General features: G+C 69.0%; 17 protein-coding genes and 1 tRNA gene. 12 read left to right on the top strand and 6 right to left on the bottom strand.

All coding sequences use genetic code 11. The annotated features are described in order from the left end of the window. Positions 1-34 precede the first annotated feature (34 nt). The 7 genes from AX692_RS07010 to trxA all read left to right on the top strand — a co-directional run bounded on the left by AX692_RS07010 (position 35) and on the right by trxA (position 11,522). Complete coding sequence (locus AX692_RS07010; protein ID WP_073973059.1) at positions 35-2,398, top strand: PAS domain-containing sensor histidine kinase; 2,364 nt, start codon at positions 35-37, stop codon at positions 2,396-2,398. Beyond that, entirely contained in the window at positions 2,398-2,859 is a 462-nt protein-coding gene (gene tsaE / locus AX692_RS07005; protein WP_073973058.1) for a tRNA (adenosine(37)-N6)-threonylcarbamoyltransferase complex ATPase subunit type 1 TsaE, read from the top strand. The genes AX692_RS07010 and tsaE overlap by 1 nt, the downstream gene beginning before the upstream one ends. Further along, positions 2,856-3,857 (top strand): aminoglycoside phosphotransferase family protein, encoded by a 1,002-nt coding sequence (locus AX692_RS07000; RefSeq protein ID WP_073973057.1) that lies wholly within the window; start codon positions 2,856-2,858, stop codon positions 3,855-3,857. The genes tsaE and AX692_RS07000 overlap by 4 nt, the downstream gene beginning before the upstream one ends. Then, a complete protein-coding gene (locus AX692_RS06995; protein WP_230959471.1) occupies positions 3,854-4,570 on the top strand; it encodes a nucleotidyltransferase family protein in 717 nt (238 codons plus the stop codon). Before AX692_RS07000 ends, AX692_RS06995 begins: the two co-directional genes overlap by 4 nt. Further along, complete coding sequence (gene addB / locus AX692_RS06990; protein WP_073973056.1) at positions 4,563-7,604, top strand: double-strand break repair protein AddB; 3,042 nt, start codon at positions 4,563-4,565, stop codon at positions 7,602-7,604. The genes AX692_RS06995 and addB overlap by 8 nt, the downstream gene beginning before the upstream one ends. After that, the gene (gene addA / locus AX692_RS06985) at positions 7,601-11,131 is read left to right on the top strand and encodes a double-strand break repair helicase AddA (RefSeq protein WP_230959472.1); all 3,531 of its coding nucleotides are present in this window, start codon (positions 7,601-7,603) and stop codon (positions 11,129-11,131) included. The genes addB and addA overlap by 4 nt, the downstream gene beginning before the upstream one ends. A gap of 70 nt (positions 11,132-11,201) precedes the next feature. Further along, a complete protein-coding gene (gene trxA, locus AX692_RS06980) occupies positions 11,202-11,522 on the top strand; it encodes a thioredoxin (protein ID WP_073973072.1) in 321 nt (106 codons plus the stop codon). 76 nt (positions 11,523-11,598) lie between these two features. Here trxA and AX692_RS06975 read toward each other — a convergent pair whose 3' ends face one another. Next, entirely contained in the window at positions 11,599-12,393 is a 795-nt protein-coding gene (locus tag AX692_RS06975; protein WP_230959476.1) for an inositol monophosphatase family protein, read from the bottom strand. A gap of 2 nt (positions 12,394-12,395) precedes the next feature. Next, positions 12,396-13,622: a bifunctional glutamate N-acetyltransferase/amino-acid acetyltransferase ArgJ gene (argJ, locus tag AX692_RS06970; protein ID WP_073973054.1), complete on the bottom strand. Its 1,227-nt coding sequence runs from the start codon at positions 13,620-13,622 to the stop codon at positions 12,396-12,398. Positions 13,623-13,753: 131 nt separating this feature from the next. On the opposite strand from argJ, the gene AX692_RS06965 reads away from it, so the two are divergent. The 3 genes from AX692_RS06965 to AX692_RS06955 all read left to right on the top strand — a co-directional run bounded on the left by AX692_RS06965 (position 13,754) and on the right by AX692_RS06955 (position 17,709). Beyond that, positions 13,754-14,029, top strand: coding sequence for a hypothetical protein (locus tag AX692_RS06965; protein WP_073973053.1), 276 nt, complete (start codon positions 13,754-13,756; stop codon positions 14,027-14,029). A 129-nt stretch (positions 14,030-14,158) separates the two neighbouring features. Then, positions 14,159-16,924 carry a preprotein translocase subunit SecA gene (gene secA / locus AX692_RS06960; protein ID WP_073973052.1) on the top strand — a complete coding sequence of 922 codons (2,766 nt, stop codon included), beginning with the start codon at positions 14,159-14,161 and terminating at the stop codon, positions 16,922-16,924. A gap of 29 nt (positions 16,925-16,953) precedes the next feature. Next, positions 16,954-17,709 carry a sulfite exporter TauE/SafE family protein gene (locus AX692_RS06955; protein ID WP_073973051.1) on the top strand — a complete coding sequence of 252 codons (756 nt, stop codon included), beginning with the start codon at positions 16,954-16,956 and terminating at the stop codon, positions 17,707-17,709. A gap of 4 nt (positions 17,710-17,713) precedes the next feature. Here the strand turns inward: AX692_RS06955 and AX692_RS06950 are convergent, their stop codons facing one another. Then, positions 17,714-18,658 (bottom strand): YeeE/YedE thiosulfate transporter family protein, encoded by a 945-nt coding sequence (locus tag AX692_RS06950; protein WP_073973050.1) that lies wholly within the window; start codon positions 18,656-18,658, stop codon positions 17,714-17,716. 132 nt (positions 18,659-18,790) lie between these two features. Between AX692_RS06950 and AX692_RS06945 the strand changes: the two genes are divergently transcribed. Then, positions 18,791-19,231, top strand: coding sequence for a hypothetical protein (locus AX692_RS06945; protein ID WP_073973049.1), 441 nt, complete (start codon positions 18,791-18,793; stop codon positions 19,229-19,231). Between the two features lie 37 nt (positions 19,232-19,268). Here the strand turns inward: AX692_RS06945 and AX692_RS06940 are convergent. Together AX692_RS06940 and AX692_RS06935 are read right to left on the bottom strand one after the other, a co-directional pair. Continuing rightward, positions 19,269-19,343 (bottom strand) — tRNA-Asn (locus tag AX692_RS06940). A gap of 211 nt (positions 19,344-19,554) precedes the next feature. Further along, the gene (locus tag AX692_RS06935) at positions 19,555-20,334 is read right to left on the bottom strand and encodes an NAD kinase (protein WP_073973070.1); all 780 of its coding nucleotides are present in this window, start codon (positions 20,332-20,334) and stop codon (positions 19,555-19,557) included. Between the two features lie 239 nt (positions 20,335-20,573). Here AX692_RS06935 and AX692_RS06930 point away from each other — a divergent pair, with 239 nt between their 5' ends. Then, complete coding sequence (locus AX692_RS06930; RefSeq protein WP_230959473.1) at positions 20,574-21,338, top strand: EAL domain-containing protein; 765 nt, start codon at positions 20,574-20,576, stop codon at positions 21,336-21,338. Between the two features lie 45 nt (positions 21,339-21,383). Here the strand turns inward: AX692_RS06930 and AX692_RS06925 are convergent. Further along, on the bottom strand, positions 21,384-23,443 hold a 2,060-nt coding region (locus AX692_RS06925), incomplete at its 5' end, for a TonB-dependent receptor (protein WP_073973048.1).

The raw sequence follows: 23,443 nt of genomic DNA, 5'->3' as shown, positions 1-23,443 counted from the left end.
GCACTCCCGCGCGTGCGCGCATAGCGGTTGGGCGATGGACCTCTCGCCGCTCTCGCTGGTGCTGATCGCGCTCGTTCTTGCCGCCTGGGCGGTGGGGGCGGGCGTTGTCGTGCTGCGCGCCAACCGCAGCGCGCACCGGGCCAAGGCGCTGCGCACCAGCGTCAAGCGGATGCAGACCCTGCTCGATGTCGCCCCGGCGCTGCCGCTGCTGGTGCGGGTCGACGGCCGGATCGAGGCGCCCGAGCGGCTCGCAAGAATGCTGGGCCTGGCGAGCATGCCCAAATACCTTTCCGAACTCGCAGCGCCGCCGGGAAATCCCAAGGCGGGCGGGCTCGCGCAGATGCAGCTCGACCAGCTGTGGAGCAAGATCCAGACCACCCAGAAGAGCGCGGCGCCGTTCCGCATGGCGATCAATCTGCCCGGCTCGCAGCGCAGCCTTGCGCTCTACGGCGCGCTTGCCGATCCGCAGGTCTCGCCGGGCGGGGCGGCGCTGGTGTGGGTGTTCGATTTCACCGAAAGCCACGCCGAGATGGCCCGGCTGCGCGCCGCCGCCGCCCGCGCCACCGGAGACTTCGCCGCGCTCGTCGGGCTGATCGAGGCCGCGCCCATGCCGATGTGGTTCCGCGACGCCGAATTGAAGCTCCAACTCGTCAACCAGGCCTACGTCGATGCCGTCGGCGCGGTCAGCGCGGCCGAGGTGGTGCAGGGGCAGATCGAACTGCTCGAGCCCGAGGACGGCCGCTCGCCCGCCGACATTGCGCGCGCCAGCCTTCAGAGCCAGAACGCCTCGGAACGCATCGTTGCCGCGACCATCCTCGGCGCGCGGCGCACCCTGCGGGTCTCGGATCTGCCGCTCGGGCAGGAGGGCGTGGCGGGCTATGCCATCGACATCGAGGAGCAGCAGCAGGTCGCGCGCAACTTCCGCGCCTTTCGCGATGCCCAGCGCGCGCTGCTCGACCAGCTTTCGGTCGGCGTAGCGCTGTTCGATGCCGACGAACGCCTGACCTTCGCCAACCGTCCCTTCCGCCGGTTGTTCAGCCTGATGGACGACGCGATCGAGGCGCATACCCCGTTCGAGCGCTTCCTCGCCGAGGCGCGCGAGCGCGGGCGCACGCCCGAGGTGCGCGACTTTCCCGAATGGCGGCGTGAACGCACCGCGTGGTTCGGGATGCGGGACGCGCTGGAGGAGGCCTGGCCGCTGCCCGGCGGCACGCATCTGCGCGTTGTCGCCCAGCCGATGCCCGACGGGGGGCTGGTTCTGATTACCGAGGACCGCACCGAGAGCCTCGCGCTCTCGGCAGTGCGCGACACGCTGCTGCGCACCCGCACCGCGACGCTCGACAGCCTGTTCGAAGCCCTCGCCATCTTCGCGCCCGATGGTTCGGTACAGCTCTGGAACCGCAGCTTTGCGGGGACCTGGGGCCTCACCTCCGACCTGCTCGACCGCCACCCCAGCGCCGACGAGCTGCTGAGCGCGATCGGGCGCAACCTCGTGCGTCCCGAGGAGGCCGCGATGATCGGCGCGGCGGTGCGCGCCGCGACACTCGACCGGCGCGAGAAGGGCGGGCAGGTGGAGCTCGCCGACGGGCGCACGTTGCGGTTCGCGGGTATTCCGCTGCCCGACGGCAACGGGCTCCTGACGGTGCTCGACATCACCGCCTCGCAGAAGGCCGAGCAGGCCCTGCGCGAGCGTGCCGAGGCGCTGGAGGAGGCCGATGCGGTCAAGGCCAAGTTCCTCGCCAATATGAGCTACGAGTTCCGCACGCCGCTCACCACCATCGGCGGCTATGCCGAACTGCTCAAGAGCGGCGCGGCGGCCGACCCTGCGGCGGCGGGCGAATATGTCGATGCGATCCTCGCCGCGGTCGAGCGCCTGACCGAGCAGGTCGAGAACGTGCTCGATCTGTCGCAGTCCGAGGCGGGGCTGCTGCCGATCCGCAAGGAGCGCGTGGACGTGCTCGACTTCCTCACCACGCTGGTGCGCGAGCGTGAGCAGGCGATCATCACCGCTGGCCTCAGCCTCGACCTCAAGGGGCGCCGGGGCAGGGTGATCGAAGCCGATCCGCGCCAGATGGGACGCGCGATCGGAAACCTCCTCGACAATGCCATCGCCGGAACCCCCGACGGCGGCCGTATCGTGATCGAGATCCGCCGCGCGAGTGATCCGGACGCCGGGTGGAATGTCGAGATCAGCATTGCCGACAATGGCCGCGGCATGAGCGCGCAGGAGCTGGCGATTGCGCAGGGCGGGGTGCGGCCCGGCGGCGAGGGCGCGCCCGAGCGCCGCACCGGGCTCGGCATCCCGCTCGCCCGCCAGCTGATCGCGGCGCATGACGGCACGCTCGAGATCGTCAGCCGCAAGGGCGCAGGCACCACGGCGACGATTCGCGTGCCGTGATGGAAGCGCGCGAGGTGCTCCCTGATCCGGCGGCGATGGCGGCCTATGGCGCGCGCATCGCGGCGCGGCTGCGCGCGGGGGATGTGGTGGCGCTGGAAGGCGGGCTCGGGGCGGGCAAGACCACGCTCGCCCGCGCGATCCTCGCCGCCCTGGGCCATGCGGACGAGGTGCCCTCGCCAACCTTCACGATCATCGAGACCTATGCCGCGCCGCCTCTGCGCCTCGCGGTGGTCCATGCCGATTTCTACCGGCTCGAAGATCCGGCCGAGCTCACCGAAATCGGGCTCGACGATTACCGCGAGGGCGCGGTGCTGCTGGCGGAATGGCCGCAGAATGCCGGGGGCTTCGGCCATGAACCGGGGTGCCTTGCGATCAGCCTCGGACCGCGAGGAGAAAGCGGGGAAGGCGGACGGATTGCGATTGCCCGCGGCGGGGCTGATTGGTTAGGGCGGATGCCATGAACGCGCTTCCCGAAGGTCTTGCCGATTTCATTTCCCGGGCCGGATGGGCCGATGCGCGCGTCGAGCCGCTGCCCGGCGATGCCTCGTTCCGGCGCTATTTCCGCCTCACCCGCCCCACGGAGAACGGCGTTGGCGAGGCCGCGATGCTGATGCACGCGCCCCCGCCGCACGAGGATCCCGCGCCCTTTCTCCATGTCGCGCACTGGCTGGGCGGTCACGGCATGCGCGCGCCTGCGGTCTTCGCCGAGGATGCGCCGCAAGGCTGGGTGCTGACCGAGGATTTCGGTAATGACCGGATGCGCGACTGGCTCGATGCCAATCCGGGCGAGGAGCGGGCGGCCTACGCGGCTGCGGTCGATGCCCTCGCCGCGCTCCACCGCCTGCCGCCCGGGCCCTTCGCGCTCTACGACATGGCGGTCTACCAGCGCGAGGCGGCGCTGCTGACCGAGTGGTGGTGCCCGGCCCAGGGGCTTGAAGTTGACGCTGCGGGCTATGCTGCGGCGTGGGAGGCGGTGCTCACCCCGGTGCTGGCGCGGCAGAATCCCGGCGTGACGGTGCTGCGCGATTATCACGCCGAGAACATCATGCTGCTCGGCGGCAAGCCCACCGCGCCGCAGGGGCTGATCGACTTCCAGGACGCATTGGTCGGCCACCCGGCCTACGACCTCGTATCGCTGCTCCAGGACGCCCGGCGCGATGTCGATGTGCATCTCGAGACCGCGATGCTGCTTCACTATGCGCAAGCCGTGGGCGGGGCGGATGACGACTTCCTCGCCGATTACGCGACGCTCGGCGCGCAGCGCAATGCCAAGATCGTGGGCATCTTCACCCGGCTGAACGCACGCGACGGCAAGCCGCGCTACCTCGCGATGATCCCGCGGGTCTGGGCGGCCTTGGAGCGCGACCTTGCGCACCCCGCGCTGGAGCCCGTGGCGGCGTGGTTCGACGCCAATATCCCGGCCGATCTGCGCGCCGCCAACGGAGCCTTCGCCACGTGAGCAAGCTCGCCTCCGACACTGCGATGATCCTCGCCGCCGGGCTGGGCAAGCGGATGCGGCCGCTGACCGCGAGCCAGCCCAAGCCGATGGTGCGGGTGGCGGGCAAGCCGCTGATCGACCACGCCCTCGATCGCCTTGCCGAGGCGGGGATCGCGAAGGCGGTGGTCAATGTCCACTACCTCGCCGACGCGCTGGAGGCGCATGTCCTCGCCCGCGCGGCCCCCAAGGTCACGGTCTCGGACGAGCGCGACCTGCTCCTCGAGACCGGGGGCGGGATGGTCAAGGCCCTGCCGCAGCTGCCCGACCCCTTCTTCGCCCTCAATGCCGACAACATCTGGCTCGACGGGCCCAAGAGCGCGTTCCACGAACTCTCGCGCCGCTGGGACGGGCAAGCGATGGACGCGCTGCTGCTGGTCGTGCCGCACGCGCGCGCCTGCAACTTTCAGGGGCCGGGGGATTTCCACATGGACCCGATGGGCCGCATTTCGCGTCGCCGGCCGGGGCGGATCGCGCCCTTCATCTACACCGGCATCCAGCTCGTCAGCCACCGCCTGCTGCGCGACACGCCGCAAGGGCCGTTCGGCACGATGCTGCTGTGGGAGCGCGCCATCGCCGTGGGACGGCTCTACGGCCTCAGCTTCACCGGCCTGTGGTTCGAGGTCGGCACGCCGCAGGCGATCCGCCCGACCGAGGAAGCGCTGGCGGGTGGCTGAGCCGCGCGCGCCCGGCCCGCTCGTCTACTCCATCGCCGCGCATCGCGGTTTTGCCGATGCGCTCGTCGCAGGCCTCGTGCCGCGCTACCGCGAGGAGGGCTTTGGCCTTGCGCGCCTTACCCTTCTGGTGCCCTCCAGCCGCGCCGCGCGCACGTTGACGGAAGCCTTCATCCGCCACGCGGGCGAGAACGGCGAGGGCGGGCTGCTGATGCCGCGCATGATCGCGGTGGGCGACCTCGATCTCGACGAAAAGCTGGGAGCCGCGCTCGACCCGCTGGGCGCGGCTGACATCCCCCCGGCCTGCGATCCGGTGCGGCGCTGGCTGACCTTGGACCGCCTGATCGCCGAGGCCCGCGCCGAGGAAGGCATGTCCCCGCTCCCCGGCCGCGCCCGCCTCAACCTTGCGCGCGAGATGGCGCGGACGATGGACCGGCTGCTGGTCGAGGAGAAGGAGGTCGAAGACCTGCTCGGCGAGGCGGTGATGGACAGCGTCGCGGGCCTGGCCGAGCACTGGAAGCGATCGATCAGGCTGTTCGGCCTCGTCAATATCCGCTGGCAGATGGCGCTGAACGCGCGCGGCGAGGTCGATGCCGCCACGCGCCGGAACATGCTGTTCGATCACGCGGCGAAGCGCTGGCGCGAGACGCCGCCGCCGCACCCGATCATCGCCGCGGGTGTCACCAGCGCCTCGCCCGCGCTGGCGCGGCTGCTGCGGGTGGTGGCGAGCCTGCCGCAGGGCGCGGTGGTGCTCCCCGATCTCGACCTCACGATGGACGCCGCCGCGTGGGACGAGCTGGGCCTCGCGGGAGCCTCGCAGGAACCCGGCGGCCCGGTGTTCGGCGCCGAGGACGCGGTGACGCACCCGCAGTATCACCTGAAGCTCCTGCTGAACCGCATGGGCGTGAACCGCGCGGAGGTGCAGCCCTGGCACCGCCGCGGGATCGCCGCCGCGGACCCGGCGCGCAGCCGCGCGATCTCGGCGCTGTTCCTGCCCCCGCAGGCGAGCCGCTCGTGGAGCACGCTCGAGCCGAAGGACCGGCGGCTTGACGGGGTGCGCCTGCTCGCCAGCGCCACCATCGAGGAGGAGGCACAGGCCATCGCCCTGCTGGTGCGCCAGCAGCTGGAGGTGCCGGAAAAGCGCATCGCCGTCGTCACGGCCGATCGCGGCTTGGCGCGCCGCGTCGCGCAGCATCTCGAGCGCTGGCATATCGCCGCAGACGATTCCGCCGGTCGCCCGCTGGCTTTGACGCCCGCCGGGCGCTTGTTCGGGCTGCTTGCGGAGATCGCCGCCAATGATCCGGATCCCGCCAACCTCGTCGCGGCTTTCGGTCACCCATTGGTGCAAAGCTGGGACGGCCTTGCCCGCGGCGACTGGCTCAGGGGGCTGCGCGCGTTCGACCGCCAGCTGCGGGGGCCTTCGCCTGCCCCCGGCATGGAACCGCTGCGCGCGGCGGCGGCCAAGGCCAAGATCGTCGAATGGTGGGAGGAGGCCGAGGTGCTGGTCGCCCCGCTCGCCGACTGGCCGCAGGAGATTGCGCTCGCCGAGGCGCTCACCCGCTTTGCCGTCGCCGCCGAAGCCTTCGCCCGCTCCGCCATCTGGGAGCGCGAGGATGGCCGCGCCTTGGGCCATTTGGTCGAGGACCTGCGCGGGACAGCCGAGGCGCTCGGGACGATGATCGAGACCGCCGACCTCGCAGGCGTCCTGCGCGATGCGATGGAACCGGTTGCGGTGCGCCCCGGCTATGGCGGGCACCCGCGTGTGGCCATTTACGGCCTGCTCGAGGCGCGCATGGCGCGCGCCGATCTGGTCATTTGCGGTGGGCTCAACGAAGGCTCCTGGCCGCAGCCCGCCGGTGCCGACGCGCTGCTGGCGCCTGCGGTGCTGCGCGCACTCGGCGTGCCGGGCGCCGACTTCCGCATCGGCCTTGCCGCGCATGACCTCGCAGGCGCGATGGGAGCGCCGCAGGTGGTACTCTCGCGGAGCCTGCGCGATGCCGAGGGGCCGACGCTGCCCTCGCGTTTCCTGCTCCGGGTCGAAGCGCTGCTGGGCGCGGATCTCGACAAGGAGCATCGCGAGCGCACCATCCCTGCGATCCTCCCGCATCTCGACCGTCTGCGCCCGACTGCCGAACCCTATCCGCGCCCCGCGCCCGATCCCGCACCTTCCTTGCGTGATGTGCCGATCAAGGTGACCGCATTGGACCGGCTGCTGGGCGATCCCTACCAGTTCTACGCGCAGGCGATCCTCGACCTGCGGCGGCTCGATCCGCTGGCCGCCGATCCCTTCAGCGATCCGGCGCTGCGGGGCACGCTGGTGCACGAGATCCTCGATGGCTGGCACAAGGCGAAGGAGCGCCAGCCCGGCCTCGCGCTCGCGCCCTATGCGGCCGCCCATTTCCGCGAGCAGCGCGTCCACCCGCTGTTCCGCGCGCTGTGGCAGCCGCGCCTGATCGCCGCGCTCGAGCGCTTCGAGGGCTGGATCGAAGCGGACGCTTCCGAAAAGGGCCGCACGGTGCTCGCCACTGAGATTTCCGGCGAGATGGAGGTGGACGGGGTGAAGGTGCAGGGCCGCGCGGACCGGATCGACCGGCTCGCGGACGGCACGCTCGGGATCGTCGACTACAAGACCGGGCGCGTGCCTTCCAAGGAGGAGGTGAAGGCGGGATTTGCGCTGCAACTCGGCCTGCTGGGCCTGATCGCGGAACGTGGCCGCTTTGCCGACAATGACACGGGCAGGGTGGTGCAGGGCGCGGCCACCGCCTTCGAGTACTGGTCGTTCAAGAAGGATGACGGCAGCTTCGGCAAGCGCGAAACGCCGATGAAGGTGGGGCAGGCCAAGAAGGGCCTCACGCCTGAGGAATTCCTGCCGCATCATCTCGAGAAGCTGCGTTTCGCCATCAGCGAATACGTCAAGGGTCGCGCACCGTTCCGGGCGCGCGAAAACCCCGATTACAAGGGCTATACCGATTACGACCAGCTGATGCGCCTCGAGGAATGGCTGGTGCGCCTCACCGAGAAGGAGGCGAAGCCGTGAGCGGTGGGAACGGGCTTGTCTTTCCGCTTCAGGAGAATCAGCTGCTTGCGGCCGATCCCGAGGACAATGTCTGGCTCTCGGCCTCGGCAGGGACGGGCAAGACGCAGGTGCTCTCCGCGCGGGTGCTCAGGCTGCTGCTGCGCGAGGATGTGGCGCCATCGCAGATCCTGTGCCTCACCTTCACGAAGGCGGGCGCCGCCGAGATGGCGAACCGCATCAATGCGGTGCTGGCGCGCTGGGTGCGGCTCGATGCGGGGACGCTGGGCAAGGAGCTGAAGCATCTCGGCGCGGATTTCGGTCCGGCCACGCAGGAGCGCGCGCGCACGCTTTTTGCCAGCGTGCTCGATTGCCCCGGCGGGGGGCTCCGGATCGACACCATCCACGCCTTCGCGCAGTTCCTGATCGGCAATTTCCCCGAGGAGGCGAACCTTGCCCCCGGCACCCGCGTGATGGATGACCGCAGCCGCGAACTGCTCGCCCGCGAGGTGCTGACCGACATGTTCGAGGAGGCCGAGCGCACCAATGATGTGCGCATCCTCGATGGACTTGAGACCTTCACCACCCGCAAGGATCCGGCGGCCCTGCACAAGTGGCTGATGCGCGCGGCGGACGCGCAGGAGATGTGGGAGGGGCCGGGCAGCTGGCAATCGCCGATGGGTGCGCGGGTGCGCCAGACGCTGGGGATGCCGGCTGATGCGGGGGAGGAATGGGCAGCTGAACCACTCCACCCGGACATCTTCCCTGACGATGCGCTTGTGGCGATCCTTGAGGCACTCAGGCAATGGGGCAAACCTTCGGGCGAGAAGTCCATCGCGGGTATAGAGAGGTGGATTAAGCTCAACGAACATCAGCGCTCCGGCGCGTTGGATTGTCTGGTGGGCGGAGTGCTAAACAGCGAACTTTTGCCCAATGGCAACTTGCGGCACGCAACGAAGGCCGACCCGGACTTTGTTTCCTATCAGCAAACGGTGGGCGAACAGGTGGCCAAATTTGAAGAGCGCCGCGCCTTGCTCGCCTGCGCCGAGATCGTCACCTCCGCGCTCGAAATCGGCCGCGCCTTCGCGGTGCGCTGGGAGGAGCGCAAGGCGCGCGAGGGTCTGCTCGACTTCGGCGACCTGATCCGCAAGGCCGCCGATCTGCTCGGCCGGTCCGAGGCGGCCGACTGGATCCGCTACAAGCTCGACCGCCATTTCGATCACATCCTGATCGACGAGGCGCAGGACACCAACCGCGGCCAGTGGGACATCGTCGAGGCGCTGATCGACGACTTCTTCACCGGCGAGGGCGCGCGCGGGGACAAGCTGCGCACGGTCTTCACCGTGGGCGATTACAAGCAGGCGATCTTCGGCTTCCAGGGCACCAGCCCCGAGAACTTCGCCCGCGCCAAGCAGCGCATCTTCGCCCGGATCGACGCCGCACAGCAGGGCATCCGCCAGAGCCGCACCAACCGCCGCGAGCCGGGCTGGCGAGACCTCGACCTCGGTACCTCCTACCGCACCGCGCAGATCGTGCTCGGCTTCGTCAACCGGGTGATCGCGATGCTCGGGTTCGACGCGTTCGGGCTCGACAAGGAGCCGGCCGAGCACAAGGGCGCCGAGCGTCCGGGGCTCGTCACCCTGTGGCCGCCTGTCGCGCCGGACAAGGCCGAGGCCGCCGACGAGGAGGACGACAGCGAAGATGGCGGACAGGACTGGCTGCCGCGACACGACACGCTGCTCGCCCAGAACATCGCCGATCAGGTCAAGCGCTGGGTGGGCGGCACCGAGCCGTTCGTGCTCGCCAAGGGCACCCGCCGCCATGCCACAGCGGGCGACATCATGGTGCTGGTGCGCCAGCGCAAGGAGCTCGCCGCGCAGATCGTCGCCAAGCTCCATGCGCGGGGCGTGCCGGTGGCGGGGGTCGACCGGCTGCGGCTCGGCGCGCCGTTGGCGGTGAAGGACGTGCTCGCCGCGCTCAGGTTCGCCGCGCAGCCGCAGGATGACCTCAGCCTTGCCAACCTCCTCGCATCCCCGCTGATGGGCTGGACGCAGGATGACCTCCTCGCCCATGTCCCGCGCAAGCCGAGGCAGCGCCTGTGGGAGCACCTCAAGCGCGAGGATGCCCCCGCTTTCGTCGCCGAGACCGCCGCGCGGCTGCGTGACCTGCTCCGCCGTGCCGATTACCACACCCCGCAAGGCCTGATCGCCTGGCTGCTCACCGGCCCGTGGCAGGGCCGCGCCCGGCTGGTCGAACGGCTCGGGGTCGAGGCCAACGACCCGCTCGACGAGCTCCTCAACGCCGCCTTCGCTTATGAGGCCGAGCACTGGCCGAGCCTTGCGGGCTTCATCGCCTGGTTCGACGCCGGGACGGGCGACCTCAAGCGCGACAGCGACAGCGCCGCCGGGCAGGTGCGGGTGATGACCGTCCACGGCTCAAAAGGCTTGCAGGCCCCGATCGTCATCCTCGCCGACGCCACCGGCGCGCCGGGCGAGGCGGGGGATCTCGAACTGGAGGACGACCCGCTCGGCCACCAGCCCGACCGCAAGCGCCTCGTGCCGCTCCCGCCGCTCGGCAAGGACGAGCGAAAGGGCCGCATCGCCGAGGCCGAGGCGGCCAAGGCGGCCGCCGTGATGCAGGAGCACTGGCGCCTGCTCTACGTTGCCATGACCCGCGCCGAAGAGGCGCTGTTCATCGGCGGCTCGCTCGGCAAGCGCGAGGCCAAGGCCGGCACGCCGCATCCCGACAGCTGGTACGCCCGCCTCGCGCCGCTTTTCGAGGAGGCACCGATCGACGACCCCGTGTGGGGCACCCGCCGCGAGTGGGGCGAGCGCGCCGAACCGCTGGTGTCCGATGACGCCGCCCGGGCGCAGGCCGCCGCCGAGGTCACGCTCCCGCGCTGGGTCACCACCGCGATCGGCGAGGAGCCCCGCCCGCCGCGCCCGCTCGCGCCTTCGGCGGCCGGCGAGGAGGGGGGCGTCGCCCCGCCGCTCGACCCCGAGGCCGCGCGCCATGCCGCAAGGCGCGGGAGCCTGATCCACGCGCTGCTCGAGCGCCTGCCCGACGTGCCGCCCGAGACCCGCTCCGTCGCGGCGCGGAGCTGGCTCGCACGGCAGGCCGCCGACCTTCCGCAAGCGATGCACGACGAGATGCTCGAAGCCGCGCTTGCCGTTCTCGACCACCCTGACTTCGCCCCGATCTTCTCCCCCCAAGCGCTCGCCGAGGTGCCGCTGGCCGCCACGGTCGACGGCGTCGTCGTCGCCGGCACCGCCGACCGCCTGCTGATCGAGCCTGCGCGCATCACCGTGGTCGACTTCAAGACCACCCGCCGCCCGCCTGCCACCATCGCCGACATCCCGCTCGCCACACTCAGGCAGATGGCGGCCTATGTCGCCGCGCTCGAGGCGATCTACCCGGGGCGCGAGGTGCGCGCGGGCGTGCTCTACACCCACGCGCCCGTCCTGTTCGACCTGCCGCCCGCCACCCTCGGGTTACACAAGAACGCCTTGCAGGCCCCGCAGCATTCCTTGCCGCTTCCCGATATTGAGTGAATAGGCCTGCGCACTAGATTGCATTCACATGACCGGCGCTCCTATGCTCCGGCCAAAGGAGACACAGGATATGGCGACCGTCAATGTGACCGATGCGAGCTTCGAGGCGGATGTCCTCGGCAGCGACACCCCCGTGCTGGTGGATTTCTGGGCCGACTGGTGCGGTCCGTGCAAGATGATTGCCCCCGCCCTGGAGGAGATCAGCGAGGAGCTTGCGGGCCAGGTCAAGATCGCCAAGATCGACATCATGGAGAATACCGACATCGCGAGCCAGATGGGCGTCCAGTCGATCCCGCTGATGCTTTTGTTCAAGAACGGCGAAGTCGTGGCGAGGAAGCTCGGCGCAGCGCCCAAGAGCCAGCTCAAGGCATGGCTCGAAAGCGAGCTTTGACGAAAGCGTCACCCCGGACTTGATCCGGGGTCGCTCGCCGTAAGCGATCCCGGGTCAGGCCCGGGATGACGGCTGATCAGGCCAGCACCCGCGCGACGAAGGCATCCCAGATCGCAGGCGATGACGCCCCCACCAATCCGGGCGCTTCGTGCTGGTCGACCCGGTACGCGCTGCCATCGAGCCGCGCCGCCTTGCCGCCCGCCTCGTTCAGCCACAAGACGCCCGCGGCGTGATCCCACGCGAGCGTGCGCTTGAAGCTCGAGATGTCGTTTTGGCCGAGGGCAAGGCGCGGATATTGCTCGGCTGCGCAGCGCGGGATGTCGACAAGGGTGTAGTGGCACGCGAGCTTGGCATCCACCATCGCCGATTCTTCGGGTGTGAGGAAAATGCGGCTGACGGCGGTAACCGGCGGTGCCTGCCCCGTCGTGCGCGCGGCGATCCGCTCGCCGTCAACGAAAGCGCCTTCCCCGCGCCTTGCGTGGCAGAAGCGGTCTTTCAGGGGATCGTAGATCCACCCCGCCACGGCCTCGCCCGCGTCGGCGAGCGCGACGATGATGCCGAAGGGCTCCTTGCCTTCGGCAAAGTTGGCGGTTCCATCGAGCGGGTCGATGATCCAGCACTGGCCCGAGAGGTGACCCAGCACGGCCTTGTCGGCGTGGACGGCTTCCTCGCCCACCACCGCGACACCGGGGGCGAGTCTGGTGAGCGCTTCGGTGAGGAAGGCCTCGACCTCGCGGTCGACGATGGTGACGGGATCGTCCGCGCCCTTCATCTCGACCTCGCCCGCCGCCAGATTGCGGAAGCGCGGCAGCATCGAGCGCTGTGCCGCAAAGCGCATCAGGTCGCGGATTTCGGCGTCGAGGGCGGACAGGCTCAAGAGCGGTAATCCGCGTTGATGGCGATATAGCCGTGGGTCAAATCGCAGGTCCACACCGTGGCGCGGCCATCGGCCAGGCCGAGATCGACCGCGATGTCGATCTCTTCGCCCTTCAAGTGCGCGGCCACGGGGGCCTCGTCATACTCCTCGACCGGGACGCCGTTCCGCGCTGTCCACACGCCGCCAAAGGCGATCGAGAGCTTGTCGCGGTCGGCCGGTTCGCCCGCCTTGCCGACTGCCATGACCACGCGGCCCCAATTGGCGTCCTCGCCAGCGATTGCGGTCTTCACGAGCGGCGAATTGGCGATGGCCAGGCCGATGCGGCGCGCGCTGTCGTCACTCGCGGCGCCCGAGACACGGATGGTGACGAATTTGCGCGCTCCCTCGCCGTCGCGCACCACCAGCTGCGCGAGCTGGCGGCAGACATCGGCGAGGGCTGCGGCGAAGGCGTCCGCGCCCACGCTGTCCCAGCTCTCGATCCGCATGTTGCCCGCCTTTCCGGTCGCGAAGACCATCACCGTGTCGCTGGTCGAGGTGTCGCCATCGACCGTGATGCAGGAGAAGGTCTGCGCATTGGCGCGCTCCAAAGCCTCCTGCAGGAAGCCGGGGGCGACATCGGCATCGGTGAAGACGTAGCCGAGCATGGTCGCCATGTCGGGGGCGATCATGCCGGAGCCCTTGATGATCCCGGCCAGCTCCACGCGCACGCCGCCCAGCATCGCGCTCGCGCCTGCGCCCTTGGCGAAGGTGTCGGTGGTGCCGATGGCGTTCGCCGCATCCTCCCACCCGCACGGCTCGGCCGTAAGCGCGGCTGCGATCCCGGCTTGCGCCTTGTCCACCGGCAGCGGCACGCCGATCACGCCGGTCGAGGAGACGAACACCTCGTCGAGCGTGCAGGCCAGCGCCTCGGCAATCTGCGCGCGAATCGCCTCGACCGCCGCGCGCCCGCGCCAGCCGGTGAAGGCGTTGGAATTGCCCGCATTGACGATCAGGGCCCGCGCGCGGCCGAGCTTCACCGCCTCGCGCCCGAGTTCGACTTCGGAGGAAGCGCAGGCGCTTTTGGTGAACACGCCCGCGACGCTGGTGCCCTCGGGAACTTCCGCAAGGGTAAGGTCGCAGCGGTCCCACGTCTTGTAGCGCGCCCGCGCCACGCGAAGGGTGACGCCCGCGATCGGCGGCAGGTCGGGGAAGGGGCGGGCGAGGGGCGAGGGATCGATCTGCATGGGATGCGCCCCTAATGGGCAAACGATAGCGCTGCAATCACGGGTGTTCGCGCGTGGCAATTAAGCTCTCGCACAGCTTATCGCGCTATGGCGGTGGACGAAGTGGCGCTTAGGCTCTATCTGAAGGCATCATGACCCGGCGTTTTCTTGCCCTGCTGGCCCTGCTGACTGGCCTTGTCGCGCTCGGCGGCACGGCGCAGGCGTCGCTGGCCGAAGCGCTGGCGTGCTCGACGAGCGTTGCTGCGGCGAGCGGGGACGAACGATCCGCGAGCGAGAGCGTCGCCGCGCAGCCCGCGCCTGCCACGATCAGCGCCACCCGCGCAGCCGAATGCGAATGCCCGCCGCCGCCCGTGCCGGAATCGCTGCGTCTGCCCGTCCTGATGGGGATCGAGCGCGCCTACGAATAGGCGCCTTCGCTCGCACCTGCCCCAATCCCAGCGTGCTGCGCCCTGCGAGGGCCGCGCGCGATCCCCAGAACAGATACGCACGCCGCCCCGCAATCGGGCGGTTGCCCCGGAATCAAAGGCTTACCTCCCATGTTCAATTCCGTCATCAAGTCCGTCTTCGGCTCGGCCAACGAGCGTTACATCAAGGCCGCGCGCAAGATCGTGGCGCAGATCAATGCCTTGGAACCGCAGATCCAGGCGCTCAGCGACGAGGAGCTGCAGGGCCAGACCAACAAGCTGCGCGGCCTGATCGACGGCGGCGCCAAGCTCGACGACATCCTGCCCGAAGCCTTCGCCACGGTGCGCGAGGCATCGGTACGCGTCTTTGGGATGCGCCACTTCGATGTGCAGCTGATCGGCGGCCTCGTGCTCCACCGGGGCGAGATCGCCGAAATGCGTACCGGCGAGGGCAAGACCCTGATGGCGACGCTGGCGGTCTATCTCAACGCGCTCGAGGGCAAGGGTGTCCATGTCGTGACGGTCAACGACTACCTCGCCCGGCGCGACGCGGCGGAGATGGGGCGCCTCTACAACTGGCTCGGCCTCAGCGTCGGCGTGATCGTCCCCGGCATGCCCGAGGAAATGAAGCGTGACGCCTACAACGCTGACATCACCTACGGCACCAACAACGAATTCGGCTTCGATTACCTGCGCGACAACATGAAGCACAGCCGCGCCGACATGGCGCAGCGCCCGTTCAACTTCGCGATCGTCGACGAGGTGGACTCGATCCTGATCGACGAGGCGCGCACCCCGCTGATCATCTCCGGCCCGACGGAGGACAAGTCGGAGCTCTACGTCCAGCTCGACCAGGTAGCGCGCGAGATCCCGGTCGAATGGCTCGACATCGACGAGAAGGTGAAGCGGGTGCAGCTCACCGAAGAAGGGCTGGAAGAGGTCGAGAAGCTGCTGCTCGAGAAGGGCCTGCTGGCCAGCGAGAACCTCTACGACGCGCAGAACACCCAGGTCGTCCACCACCTCGATCAGGCGCTGGTCGCCAACTTCGCGAGGAAGCGCGACACCGACTACATCGTCAAGGACGGCAAGGTCATCATCATCGATGAGTTCACCGGCCGCATGATGGACGGCCGCCGCTGGTCCAACGGCCTGCACCAGGCGGTCGAGGCCAAGGAAGGCGTGCGCATCGAGCCGGAAAACCAGACGCTCGCCTCGATCACCTTCCAGAACTATTTCCGCATGTATCCCAAGCTCTCCGGCATGACCGGCACCGCGGCCACCGAAGCGGCGGAATTCTGGGACATCTACAAGGTCGGCGTGGTCGAGATCCCGACCAATCTGCCCGTCGCGCGGATCGACGAGGAGGACGAGTTCTACAAGAACACCGCCGACAAGTTCGGCGCCATCGCCAAGGCGATCAAGGAAAAGCAGCAGATCGGCCAGCCCGTGCTGGTCGGCACGGTCTCGATCGAGAAGTCGGAACTGCTCAGCCAGTATCTCGACAAGGAGGGCGTGCGGCACGCCGTCCTCAACGCCCGCTTCCACGAGCAGGAAGCGCATATCGTTGCCCAGGCGGGGCGCTACGGGGCGGTCACCATTGCCACCAACATGGCGGGCCGCGGCACTGACATCCAGCTCGGCGGGAATGTCGAGTTCCGGATCAATGACGAGCTTGCCGATATGCCCGAGGGGCCTGAGCGCGATGCCGCCATCGCCCGCATCCGCGCCGAAGTCGCCGAGGAGAAAGAGCGCGTGAAGGCCGCGGGCGGCCTGTTCGTGCTCGGCACCGAGCGTCACGAAAGCCGCCGCATCGACAACCAGCTGCGCGGCCGCTCGGGCCGCCAGGGCGACCCGGGCCTGTCGCGCTTCTACCTGTGCCTCGAGGACGACCTGCTGCGCATCTTCGGCCCCGACACGCTGTTCTCCAAGATGATGAAATCGAACCTCGCGGATGGCGAGGCGATCGGCTCGAAGTGGCTGTCGAAGGCGATCGAGACCGCGCAGAAGAAGGTCGAGGCGCGCAATTACGACATGCGCAAGCAGGTGGTGCAATACGACGACGTGATGAACGACCAGCGCAAGGTGGTCTACGAACAGCGCGCCGAGATCATGGACTCAGAGGCGGTGGACGATGTCGTGGTCGACATGCGCCACGACACGATCAACGCCCTCGTCGGTGCTGCCTGCCCGCCGGGCTCCTACCCCGAACAGTGGGACGTGGACGGCCTGAAGGCACGCACCGAGGAGGTGTTCGGCTTCCAACCGCCCTATGACGACTGGCTTGCCGAGCACGAAGTCGAACCGCAGCTGCTCGAGGAGCGCCTGCGCGACCTCACCGACCAGATGATGGACGCCAAGATGGGCGAATCTGACGCCTCGATCTGGCGCATCGTCGAAAAGGACGTGCTGCTCCGCCAGCTCGACCACCACTGGAAGGAGCACCTCTCCACCCTCGACGCGCTGCGTCAGGTGATCTGGATGCGCGGCATGGCGCAGAAGCAGCCGATCAACGAATACAAGCAGGAAGCCTTCGTGCTGTTCGAGACGATGCTCGACACGCTGCGCGAGGAGGTGACCAAGATCCTGTTCCGCGCCGAGCTGCGTTTCGAGCAGCCACCGGTGCAGGCGCTGCCCGACCTTCCCGATTTCCTCACCGGGCACATCGATCCGCTGACCGGGCTCGACAATTCGGCCGATGGCGATGGGTCGGAAAGCCGTCCCGAACTGTTCGGCTCGCTCGCCGGTTCGCCGCGCGCGGCCTTCGGGCCGGGCGGGGTCAATCCGAGCAACCCCTTCGCCAATCTCGACATCAGCCGCAATGCGCCGTGCCCCTGCGGTTCGGGCAACAAGTACAAGCACTGCCACGGCGCGGTCGGCGCGGCGGCGCAGAGCGTCTGACGACGGCGCGCGGGTAAGGGGGCAGGGCGATGATCGGCGCGGTTCCCGTGCTGCTCGCGCTCGCCTTTGCGGTGACGGCGCTGCTCTATGCCAGCGTCGGCTTCGGCGGGGGGTCGACCTATTCGGCGCTGCTGGCGCTATCCGGGCTCGATTACCGCCTGCTGCCGCTGGTCAGCCTGGCCTGCAACATCGTGGTGGTGACCGGCGGGAGCATCCGCTTCGCCCGCGCCGGCATCACGCCGTGGAAGAAAGCCCTGCTGATCGTGGCGCTCGGCGCGCCGGCGAGCTTCCTTGGCGGGCTGACCCCGATCAAGGAGGCGACCTTCCTCACGCTGCTGGGCGCAAGCCTGGTGCTGACCGCGCTGACGATGCTGGCTCCCGTGCGCGAGAACGGGGAGGGCGGGCAGACGCGCTTTGCCCGCTGGATGCCGCTCGCCGCCGCACCGGTCGGCTACTTCGCGGGTCTGGTGGGGATCGGCGGAGGGATCTTTCTCGCGCCCCTCCTGCACTTGGCGCGCTGGCACGAGGCGCGCGGGGTTGCCGCGACCGCGAGCCTGTTCATACTCGTCAATTCGCTGTTCGGCCTTGCCGGGCAGATGGTCAAGAACGGCCCCGGCCTGCTGGGTGCAGCGCTGGGGGCAAGCCTGCCGCTGCTGATCGCGGTGGTGGTTGGCGGACAAGTGGGTAGCCTGTTCGCCGCGCGCCTGCTCCCGCCCCGGTGGATTCGCTGGCTGACCGCGCTGCTGGTGGGCGTGGTGGGGGTTCGGTTGCTGGCGGGGGTGTAAGCGTCTAGGCCCCCATCGGCACAGCCTGCCGCCGGATCAGCAGCGCCAGCGCGAGGGTCGCGGCAAAGCTCGCGTAGCCGGCCAAGAGGTTGGGCAGCAGCAGCGGCACCCCGGTGAACAGCATCGCGTCGTTGCCACCGGGCACCAGCGTCGCGCCCGCGCCCATCAGCAGGCCTCCGGGAAGCGCACACAGCCATTGCCGTGCATTGCCGCCGCGCAGCCGGAAGGTGCGGCCGATGATCGTCGCGGCGGTCATCCCCGCGATCAGCGCGGCGAGCCCGAACAGTGCGCCCAGCGCGAAGCTGCGGCCATAGGCGATCTCGGCGATCCGGCTGGTGTAGACCCATTGTCGGTCGAGCGCGAACAGCAGGCCCGATGCGGTGCCGATCACTCCCATCGCAATCAATGGCGACCAGCCGCCTTTCGGGCGGTGCCACCCCAGGCGCCGATAGAGATAGGTCGCGGCCGCCACGCCCACCGTGCCGCCCAGTGTCAGCGCGAGCGCCACATGGCCGGTGAGCGGCGAGGGCACAGGCGGATGCGCGGGCAGCATCAGCACCGCGCTCGACATGCTCGGGCCGAGCAGCAGCGCCGCCACGAACATCGCCGCGATCGCGCCGATGTGCCACAACTCGCCCCGGGTCAGACCTGCCAGCAATCCCATCGCGCAGTTGCCCGCGAGGATCGAGCCGAGCCCGAACAGCACGCCGCCCGCGACGGCGAGGCGGCCGGGCGGTGCGCCGAGGATGGTCATGAAGGGGTTGGCGCCGAGCCACTCGGCGAGCCCCATCACCACCATTGCTGCCGAGGCGGCGAGCGCGAAGCCCGCGAGCCGGTGCAGACGCCGCTTGTCGATCACCTCGCGCATCGCCCGCACCATGCAAACGCCTGCCCGCTGGCTGGCATAGCCGATCAGGAACATGAGTGCGGTGGTGAGGACGATGGTCACGCCGCCAAGATGTAGCGGGCGCTGCGCCGAAGGCAATCGCGCGGAACTATCATATTTAAGTGTAATGGATCGGGTTTTGTGACACTAGTCCAGTCGCGTTCCGTCAAGGTGGCTCGTGAGGGGGAGGCCCGGATGACAGGCAAGGAGCAGCACGGCGCGGAGGATCCGGCGCCGGGCGGCACGGACGAGGCCAAGCCGCCCGAGCGCCGCTGGGCCCTGCGGCGCGGTGTCGAGCTCGATGCCGACTTGGCGGATTCCTCGGGTTTCACCCTTGCGGTCAAGATCACCGACATCTCGGAAGAAGGCTGCAAGATACGCACCTTCTCGGCGCCAACGCTCGCCCGCGACCTCGTTCACGAGATCAAGATCACCGGGCTCGAGCCGATCGGGGTCTATGTCACCTGGGTCGGCGAGGCCGATGCGGGGCTGACCTTCACCACGCCGCTCGATCCGGTGACGGTGCGCGGCCTGGTGACCAAGTCGCTCTACGCCCGGCTGAGTCGCCGCCTTTCGCGCGGGCAGCGCGGCGAAGACGAACTCGGCACGCTCCCCCCTTTTCCCTTCAAGGACTAGGGTGCCCGCGGGGGCGGTGATCCGATCTGGAAGAAGATGGCTCCCCGAGTAGGATTCGAACCTACGACAACTCGATTAACAGTCGAGGGCTCTACCGCTGAGCTATCGGGGAGCAACCGGCGGCCGAAACCGCTGGCAGAGGCGCGCCTATATGGGGCAGGCGAGGGGATTGCAAGGGGGTTTTGAATGGCCTCAGGCATCATCCTCCGATCGGCCGCAAAGCGACCGGAAGGGGGCCCAGGAATCCTGGCGCGCGCCCGCAGCGAAGCGGCCGACAGGCCGGGTGAGCGATGAAATCGCGCGCTGGAGGGCGTGGGGAAGGGTCATGCCGTGACGAACTGCTCGGCGACGATCCGCTCCTCGAGGCTCTGACCCGGGTCGAACAATAGCGTCAGGTCGCAGTCGCGCGCGATCTCGAGGCGCACCTCGGCGATGTCGCGCAGCTCCTTCTGGTCGGCGACCGCAGCGACCGGGCGCTTCACTGGCTCGAGCACCCTCAGAATGATCTTCATCCGGTCGGGCAAAATCGCCCCGCGCCAGCGCCGGGGGCGGAAGGGGCTGATCGGGGTGAGGGCGAGCATCCTGCTGTCGAGCGGCAGGATCGGGCCTTGGGCGGAGAGATTGTAGGCGGTCGAGCCCGCCGGGGTCGCCACCAGCACCCCGTCGCACACCAGCTCGCGGATGCGCACGCGGTCGCCCACGGTGACCTCGATCTTGGCGGTCTGGCGGGTCTCGCGCAGCAGCGATATCTCGTTGATGGCGGAGAGCACATGGGTCTCGCCGTCCTGCGTCACCGCTTCGACGCGCAGGGGCGCAATCGTCCAGTGACGCGCCTTGTTGACCTTCGCCGCGATCGCCGCGCGCTTGTCGTAGCGATTCATCAGGAAGCCGACCGTGCCGAGGTTCATCCCGTAGGCGGGGATCACGCGGCCCGCGTCCATCATCGCGTGCAGCACCTGGAGCATGTAACCATCGCCGCCCAGCACCACCGCGGCATCGGCCTCGGCCAGCGGCGCCCAGTCGCATTGCGGCAGCAGCGCCGCGCGCGCCTCCTGCGCGCGCTCGGTCTCCGAGGCCAGCAGCGCGAGGCGCTGATAGGTCATGCCATTGCTCGCCATTCTTCCCCCTCAGGCCCGGCCAAGCCCCGCTTTTCCGCTTATCCCCGGCGCCGCTCCAGGCGGTTGCCCTGATGTGCCATATCGGCTCGGATTGCAATTGATGCGAGGCAGCTTCGCGATCAATGGTTAAGGAGGGGCGGGCAAAGAGGAAGATGATGGAACAGGGTCCGACATCGCTGCGAAGGCCGTCGAGCCGCGGGCACTTGCCCGGTGTCCGACCGGGCGTGCTCGAGGCCGACCTGCTGCGCGCGCTCGACCGGCGCGAGATCGAGGTGCTGTTCCAGCCGCAATTCTCGTGCCTCACCGGCGCGCTGACCGGGGCCGAGGCGCTGGCGCGCTGGCGGCACCCGACGCTGGGGGCGATCGGCGCGCGCGACCTGTTCGCCGTCGCCGAGCGTGCTGCGCTGGTCGCGCCGCTCTCGCGCCATGTGGTCGCCCGCGCTCTGGAGGACGCGGCGACCTGGCCAGAGACGCTCACCCTGTCCTTGAACATCACGCCCGAGGAACTGGGCGACCCGCGCTTCGCCGCCGATTTCGCCGCACTGATCGGGCGCTCGGACATTGCGCCCCAGCGGCTGATGCTGGAGATCACCGAGGATTTGCTGCTCAGGAACCTCGCGCAAGCCGCAAGCGCGCTGAAGGCCCTGCGCGGGCTCGGCTTCCGCACCGCGCTTGACGATTTCGGCGCGGGCTTCTGCAATTTCCGCTATTTGCGCGAGCTTCCTCTCGATGCGCTCAAGCTCGACAAGGCCATGGTCGAGGGCGTCCCGGCCGATACCACCGCACTCGCGGTGCTGCGAGCGATCGTCGCGCTGGCGAAAGCGCTGGGCCTGGCGGTCTATGCCGAGGGGATCGAGGACGAGATCCAGCGCGCCGCGATCACGGCCGAAGGCTGCGACTACTGGCAGGGCTTCCTGCGCGCCCAGCCGATGCCGAGCGCGCAGGTGGTCGCGCTGTCCCGCACCGCGCGCGGGATGGGGCACGGCTGAAGAAGGGGGCGGGCGGCCGAGGCCGCCCGCCGCCGCATTTCCCGATCAGAACGTCTGGCGCGCCGTCACCCCGAAGGTGCGCGGCTGCCCGATGTTGAACCCGAGCCGCGCGCGCCCGCCGCGTTCGCGGTCGAAGGACAGGAGCGGGTTCTCGTCGAACAGGTTGGTGACATAGGCCGTCAGCGACAACCCGCGGTCGAGTTCGACCCCGGCGCTGATGTTGACCAGCTGGTAATCGGGCAGCTCCAGATCGACCGTGGTCGAGGCATCGGCCGGCGCGCCGCCGAAGGGCAGGCCATGGACGAAGGTGCGCGGATTGTTCTCCTGGTCGGCGGGCTGGGTGAAGCGCGAGCCGACATGCTGGAACGAACCGCTGATGAAAGCGGTGGTGCTCTCGTCCAGATCCCATTCGTAGCTGCCGCTCGCCGAAAGCTGGAATTCGGGCACCGAGGGCAGGCGGTTGCCGTCGCGGATCCCGGTGGCGCTGGCGAGCGCGCCGGGCAGAGTGCTGTTGAACTCCGACTTGATGTAGCTGCCCGAGAGGTCGAAATTCAGCCCCGGCGCGGGCTGGAAGCCGAGCTCGGCCTCGATCCCGGCGGCGAAAGCCTCGGGCACGTTGAACACGATGCGCGACGAGCAGCTACCCGCATCGAGCGTCACCTGAAGGTTGCTGATGTCGTTGTAGAAGGCAGCGGCGTTGAAGGTGAAGCCGGCGCCTTGCGTCTTCACGCCCAGCTCGTAGTTCCACAGAGTTTCGTCGTCGTAGTCCTGGAAGCCGCCGAACAGCGCTAGATCCTGGGCATTGCACAGCGGGGTGTTGAGCGGGTCGTTGACCCCGCCGAGGCGGAAGCCCTGCGCGGCCTGCGCGTTGATGGTCACGCTGTCGCTCGCCGCGTAGCTGAGCAGGAAGCGCGGGGTGAAGCCGTCCGACGCGGTGGTGTCGACCACGCCCGCATCGCCATTGGCGAACAGGCCGCCGGTGGTGATGGTGCGGGTTTCCTCGAAATCGTAGTAGCGCCCGCCCGCGGTGAAGGTCAGGCTGTCGGTGATGTCGTAGGTCGCCTCACCGAAGATCGCGAACTGCTCGATGTCGAAGGGCAGGTCGGAATTGAACGGCGAATTGGCCGGGAAACCGTTCGCCACCGCCGCCGAGGTGCCCGCGCCGAGCACCGCGTCGGTGAAGGCGTCATAGCCCGGGGTGGGCAGGCGCTGGCGGTAATCGCGCTCCACGTCGGAATAGAACGCGCCGATCAGCCACTGGAACGGGCCGTCGTAATCCGAGGCGAGGCGCAATTCCTGCGTGAAGGTCGACAGGTCGGTCGTGTCGCGCAGATTCGAGGCCAGCGCCACGCCCGCCGCCGGGAAGCCGAGATCGACCGAGACCGAGCCGGTCAGCGCGCTGGCATCGCGGCTGACGAGAATATCGCGATTGATGTAGGAGGTGACCGAAGTCAGATCCATCGACCCCAGACCGATCTTGACAGTGAGGTCGGCGATGAAGGTCTCGTCCTCGAAGCGCTCGGGCAGCAGCAGGAACTGCTCGCGCTCGCCCAGAGTGATCGCGGGACGCGTAGTGGTGAAGCGGTTGGCGAAGAGGTTGTAGATCTCCTGCCGGTTGAAGCCGCCGACCTCGATCTTCTGGTAGATCACGCGCGGGGTGATCGAGAGGTTGTCGCTCGGTTCGAAGGTCAGCGCGATGCGGCCGCCGTAGCGCTCCCCGTCATTGACGTTCTCGCCCCCGCCCGGGCCCTGTGCGTCGATGAAACCGGCATAGCGGGTGTAGTAGCCGACCGCGCGGATCGCGGCGCTGTCGCCCAGCGGCAGGTTGACCGCGCCCTTGAGGTGGCTGCCGGCATTGCCGCCGTCGATGATGTTGACGTTGGCTTCGAAAGCGCCCTCGGTCACGCCCAGCTTGGGCTGGTTGGTGATGTAGCGGATCGTGCCGCCCACCGATCCCGAGCCGAACAGCGTGCCCTGCGGCCCGCGCAGCGTCTCGACGCGGTTGAGATCGAACAGGTCGATATCGGGGGTGAACAGCGAGAGCGAGATCACCGATTCGTCGAGATAGACGCCGACCTGCTCCTTCACGCCGGGCTGGTCGCGCA

This window comes from Erythrobacter donghaensis, from assembly GCF_001557325.1.
Classification (GTDB): domain Bacteria; phylum Pseudomonadota; class Alphaproteobacteria; order Sphingomonadales; family Sphingomonadaceae; genus Erythrobacter; species Erythrobacter donghaensis_B.
The sequence above is the reverse complement of the archived record's forward strand: the minus strand, read 5'-3'. Positions and strand labels throughout refer to the sequence as shown.

Excerpts from the sequence above, each read along its gene's own strand:
- AX692_RS07010 (WP_073973059.1), top strand. The coding sequence starts at position 35 with ATGGACCTCTCGCCGCTCTCGCTGGTGCTGATCGCGCTCGTTCTTGCC.
- tsaE (WP_073973058.1), top strand. The coding sequence starts at position 2,398 with ATGGAAGCGCGCGAGGTGCTCCCTGATCCGGCGGCGATGGCGGCCTAT.
- AX692_RS07000 (WP_073973057.1), top strand. The coding sequence starts at position 2,856 with ATGAACGCGCTTCCCGAAGGTCTTGCCGATTTCATTTCCCGGGCCGGA.
- trxA (WP_073973072.1), top strand. The coding sequence starts at position 11,202 with ATGGCGACCGTCAATGTGACCGATGCGAGCTTCGAGGCGGATGTCCTC.
- argJ (WP_073973054.1), bottom strand. The coding sequence starts at position 13,622 with ATGCAGATCGATCCCTCGCCCCTCGCCCGCCCCTTCCCCGACCTGCCG.
- AX692_RS06965 (WP_073973053.1), top strand. The coding sequence starts at position 13,754 with ATGACCCGGCGTTTTCTTGCCCTGCTGGCCCTGCTGACTGGCCTTGTC.
- secA (WP_073973052.1), top strand. The coding sequence starts at position 14,159 with ATGTTCAATTCCGTCATCAAGTCCGTCTTCGGCTCGGCCAACGAGCGT.
- AX692_RS06955 (WP_073973051.1), top strand. The coding sequence starts at position 16,954 with ATGATCGGCGCGGTTCCCGTGCTGCTCGCGCTCGCCTTTGCGGTGACG.
- AX692_RS06945 (WP_073973049.1), top strand. The coding sequence starts at position 18,791 with ATGACAGGCAAGGAGCAGCACGGCGCGGAGGATCCGGCGCCGGGCGGC.
- AX692_RS06935 (WP_073973070.1), bottom strand. The coding sequence starts at position 20,334 with ATGACCTATCAGCGCCTCGCGCTGCTGGCCTCGGAGACCGAGCGCGCG.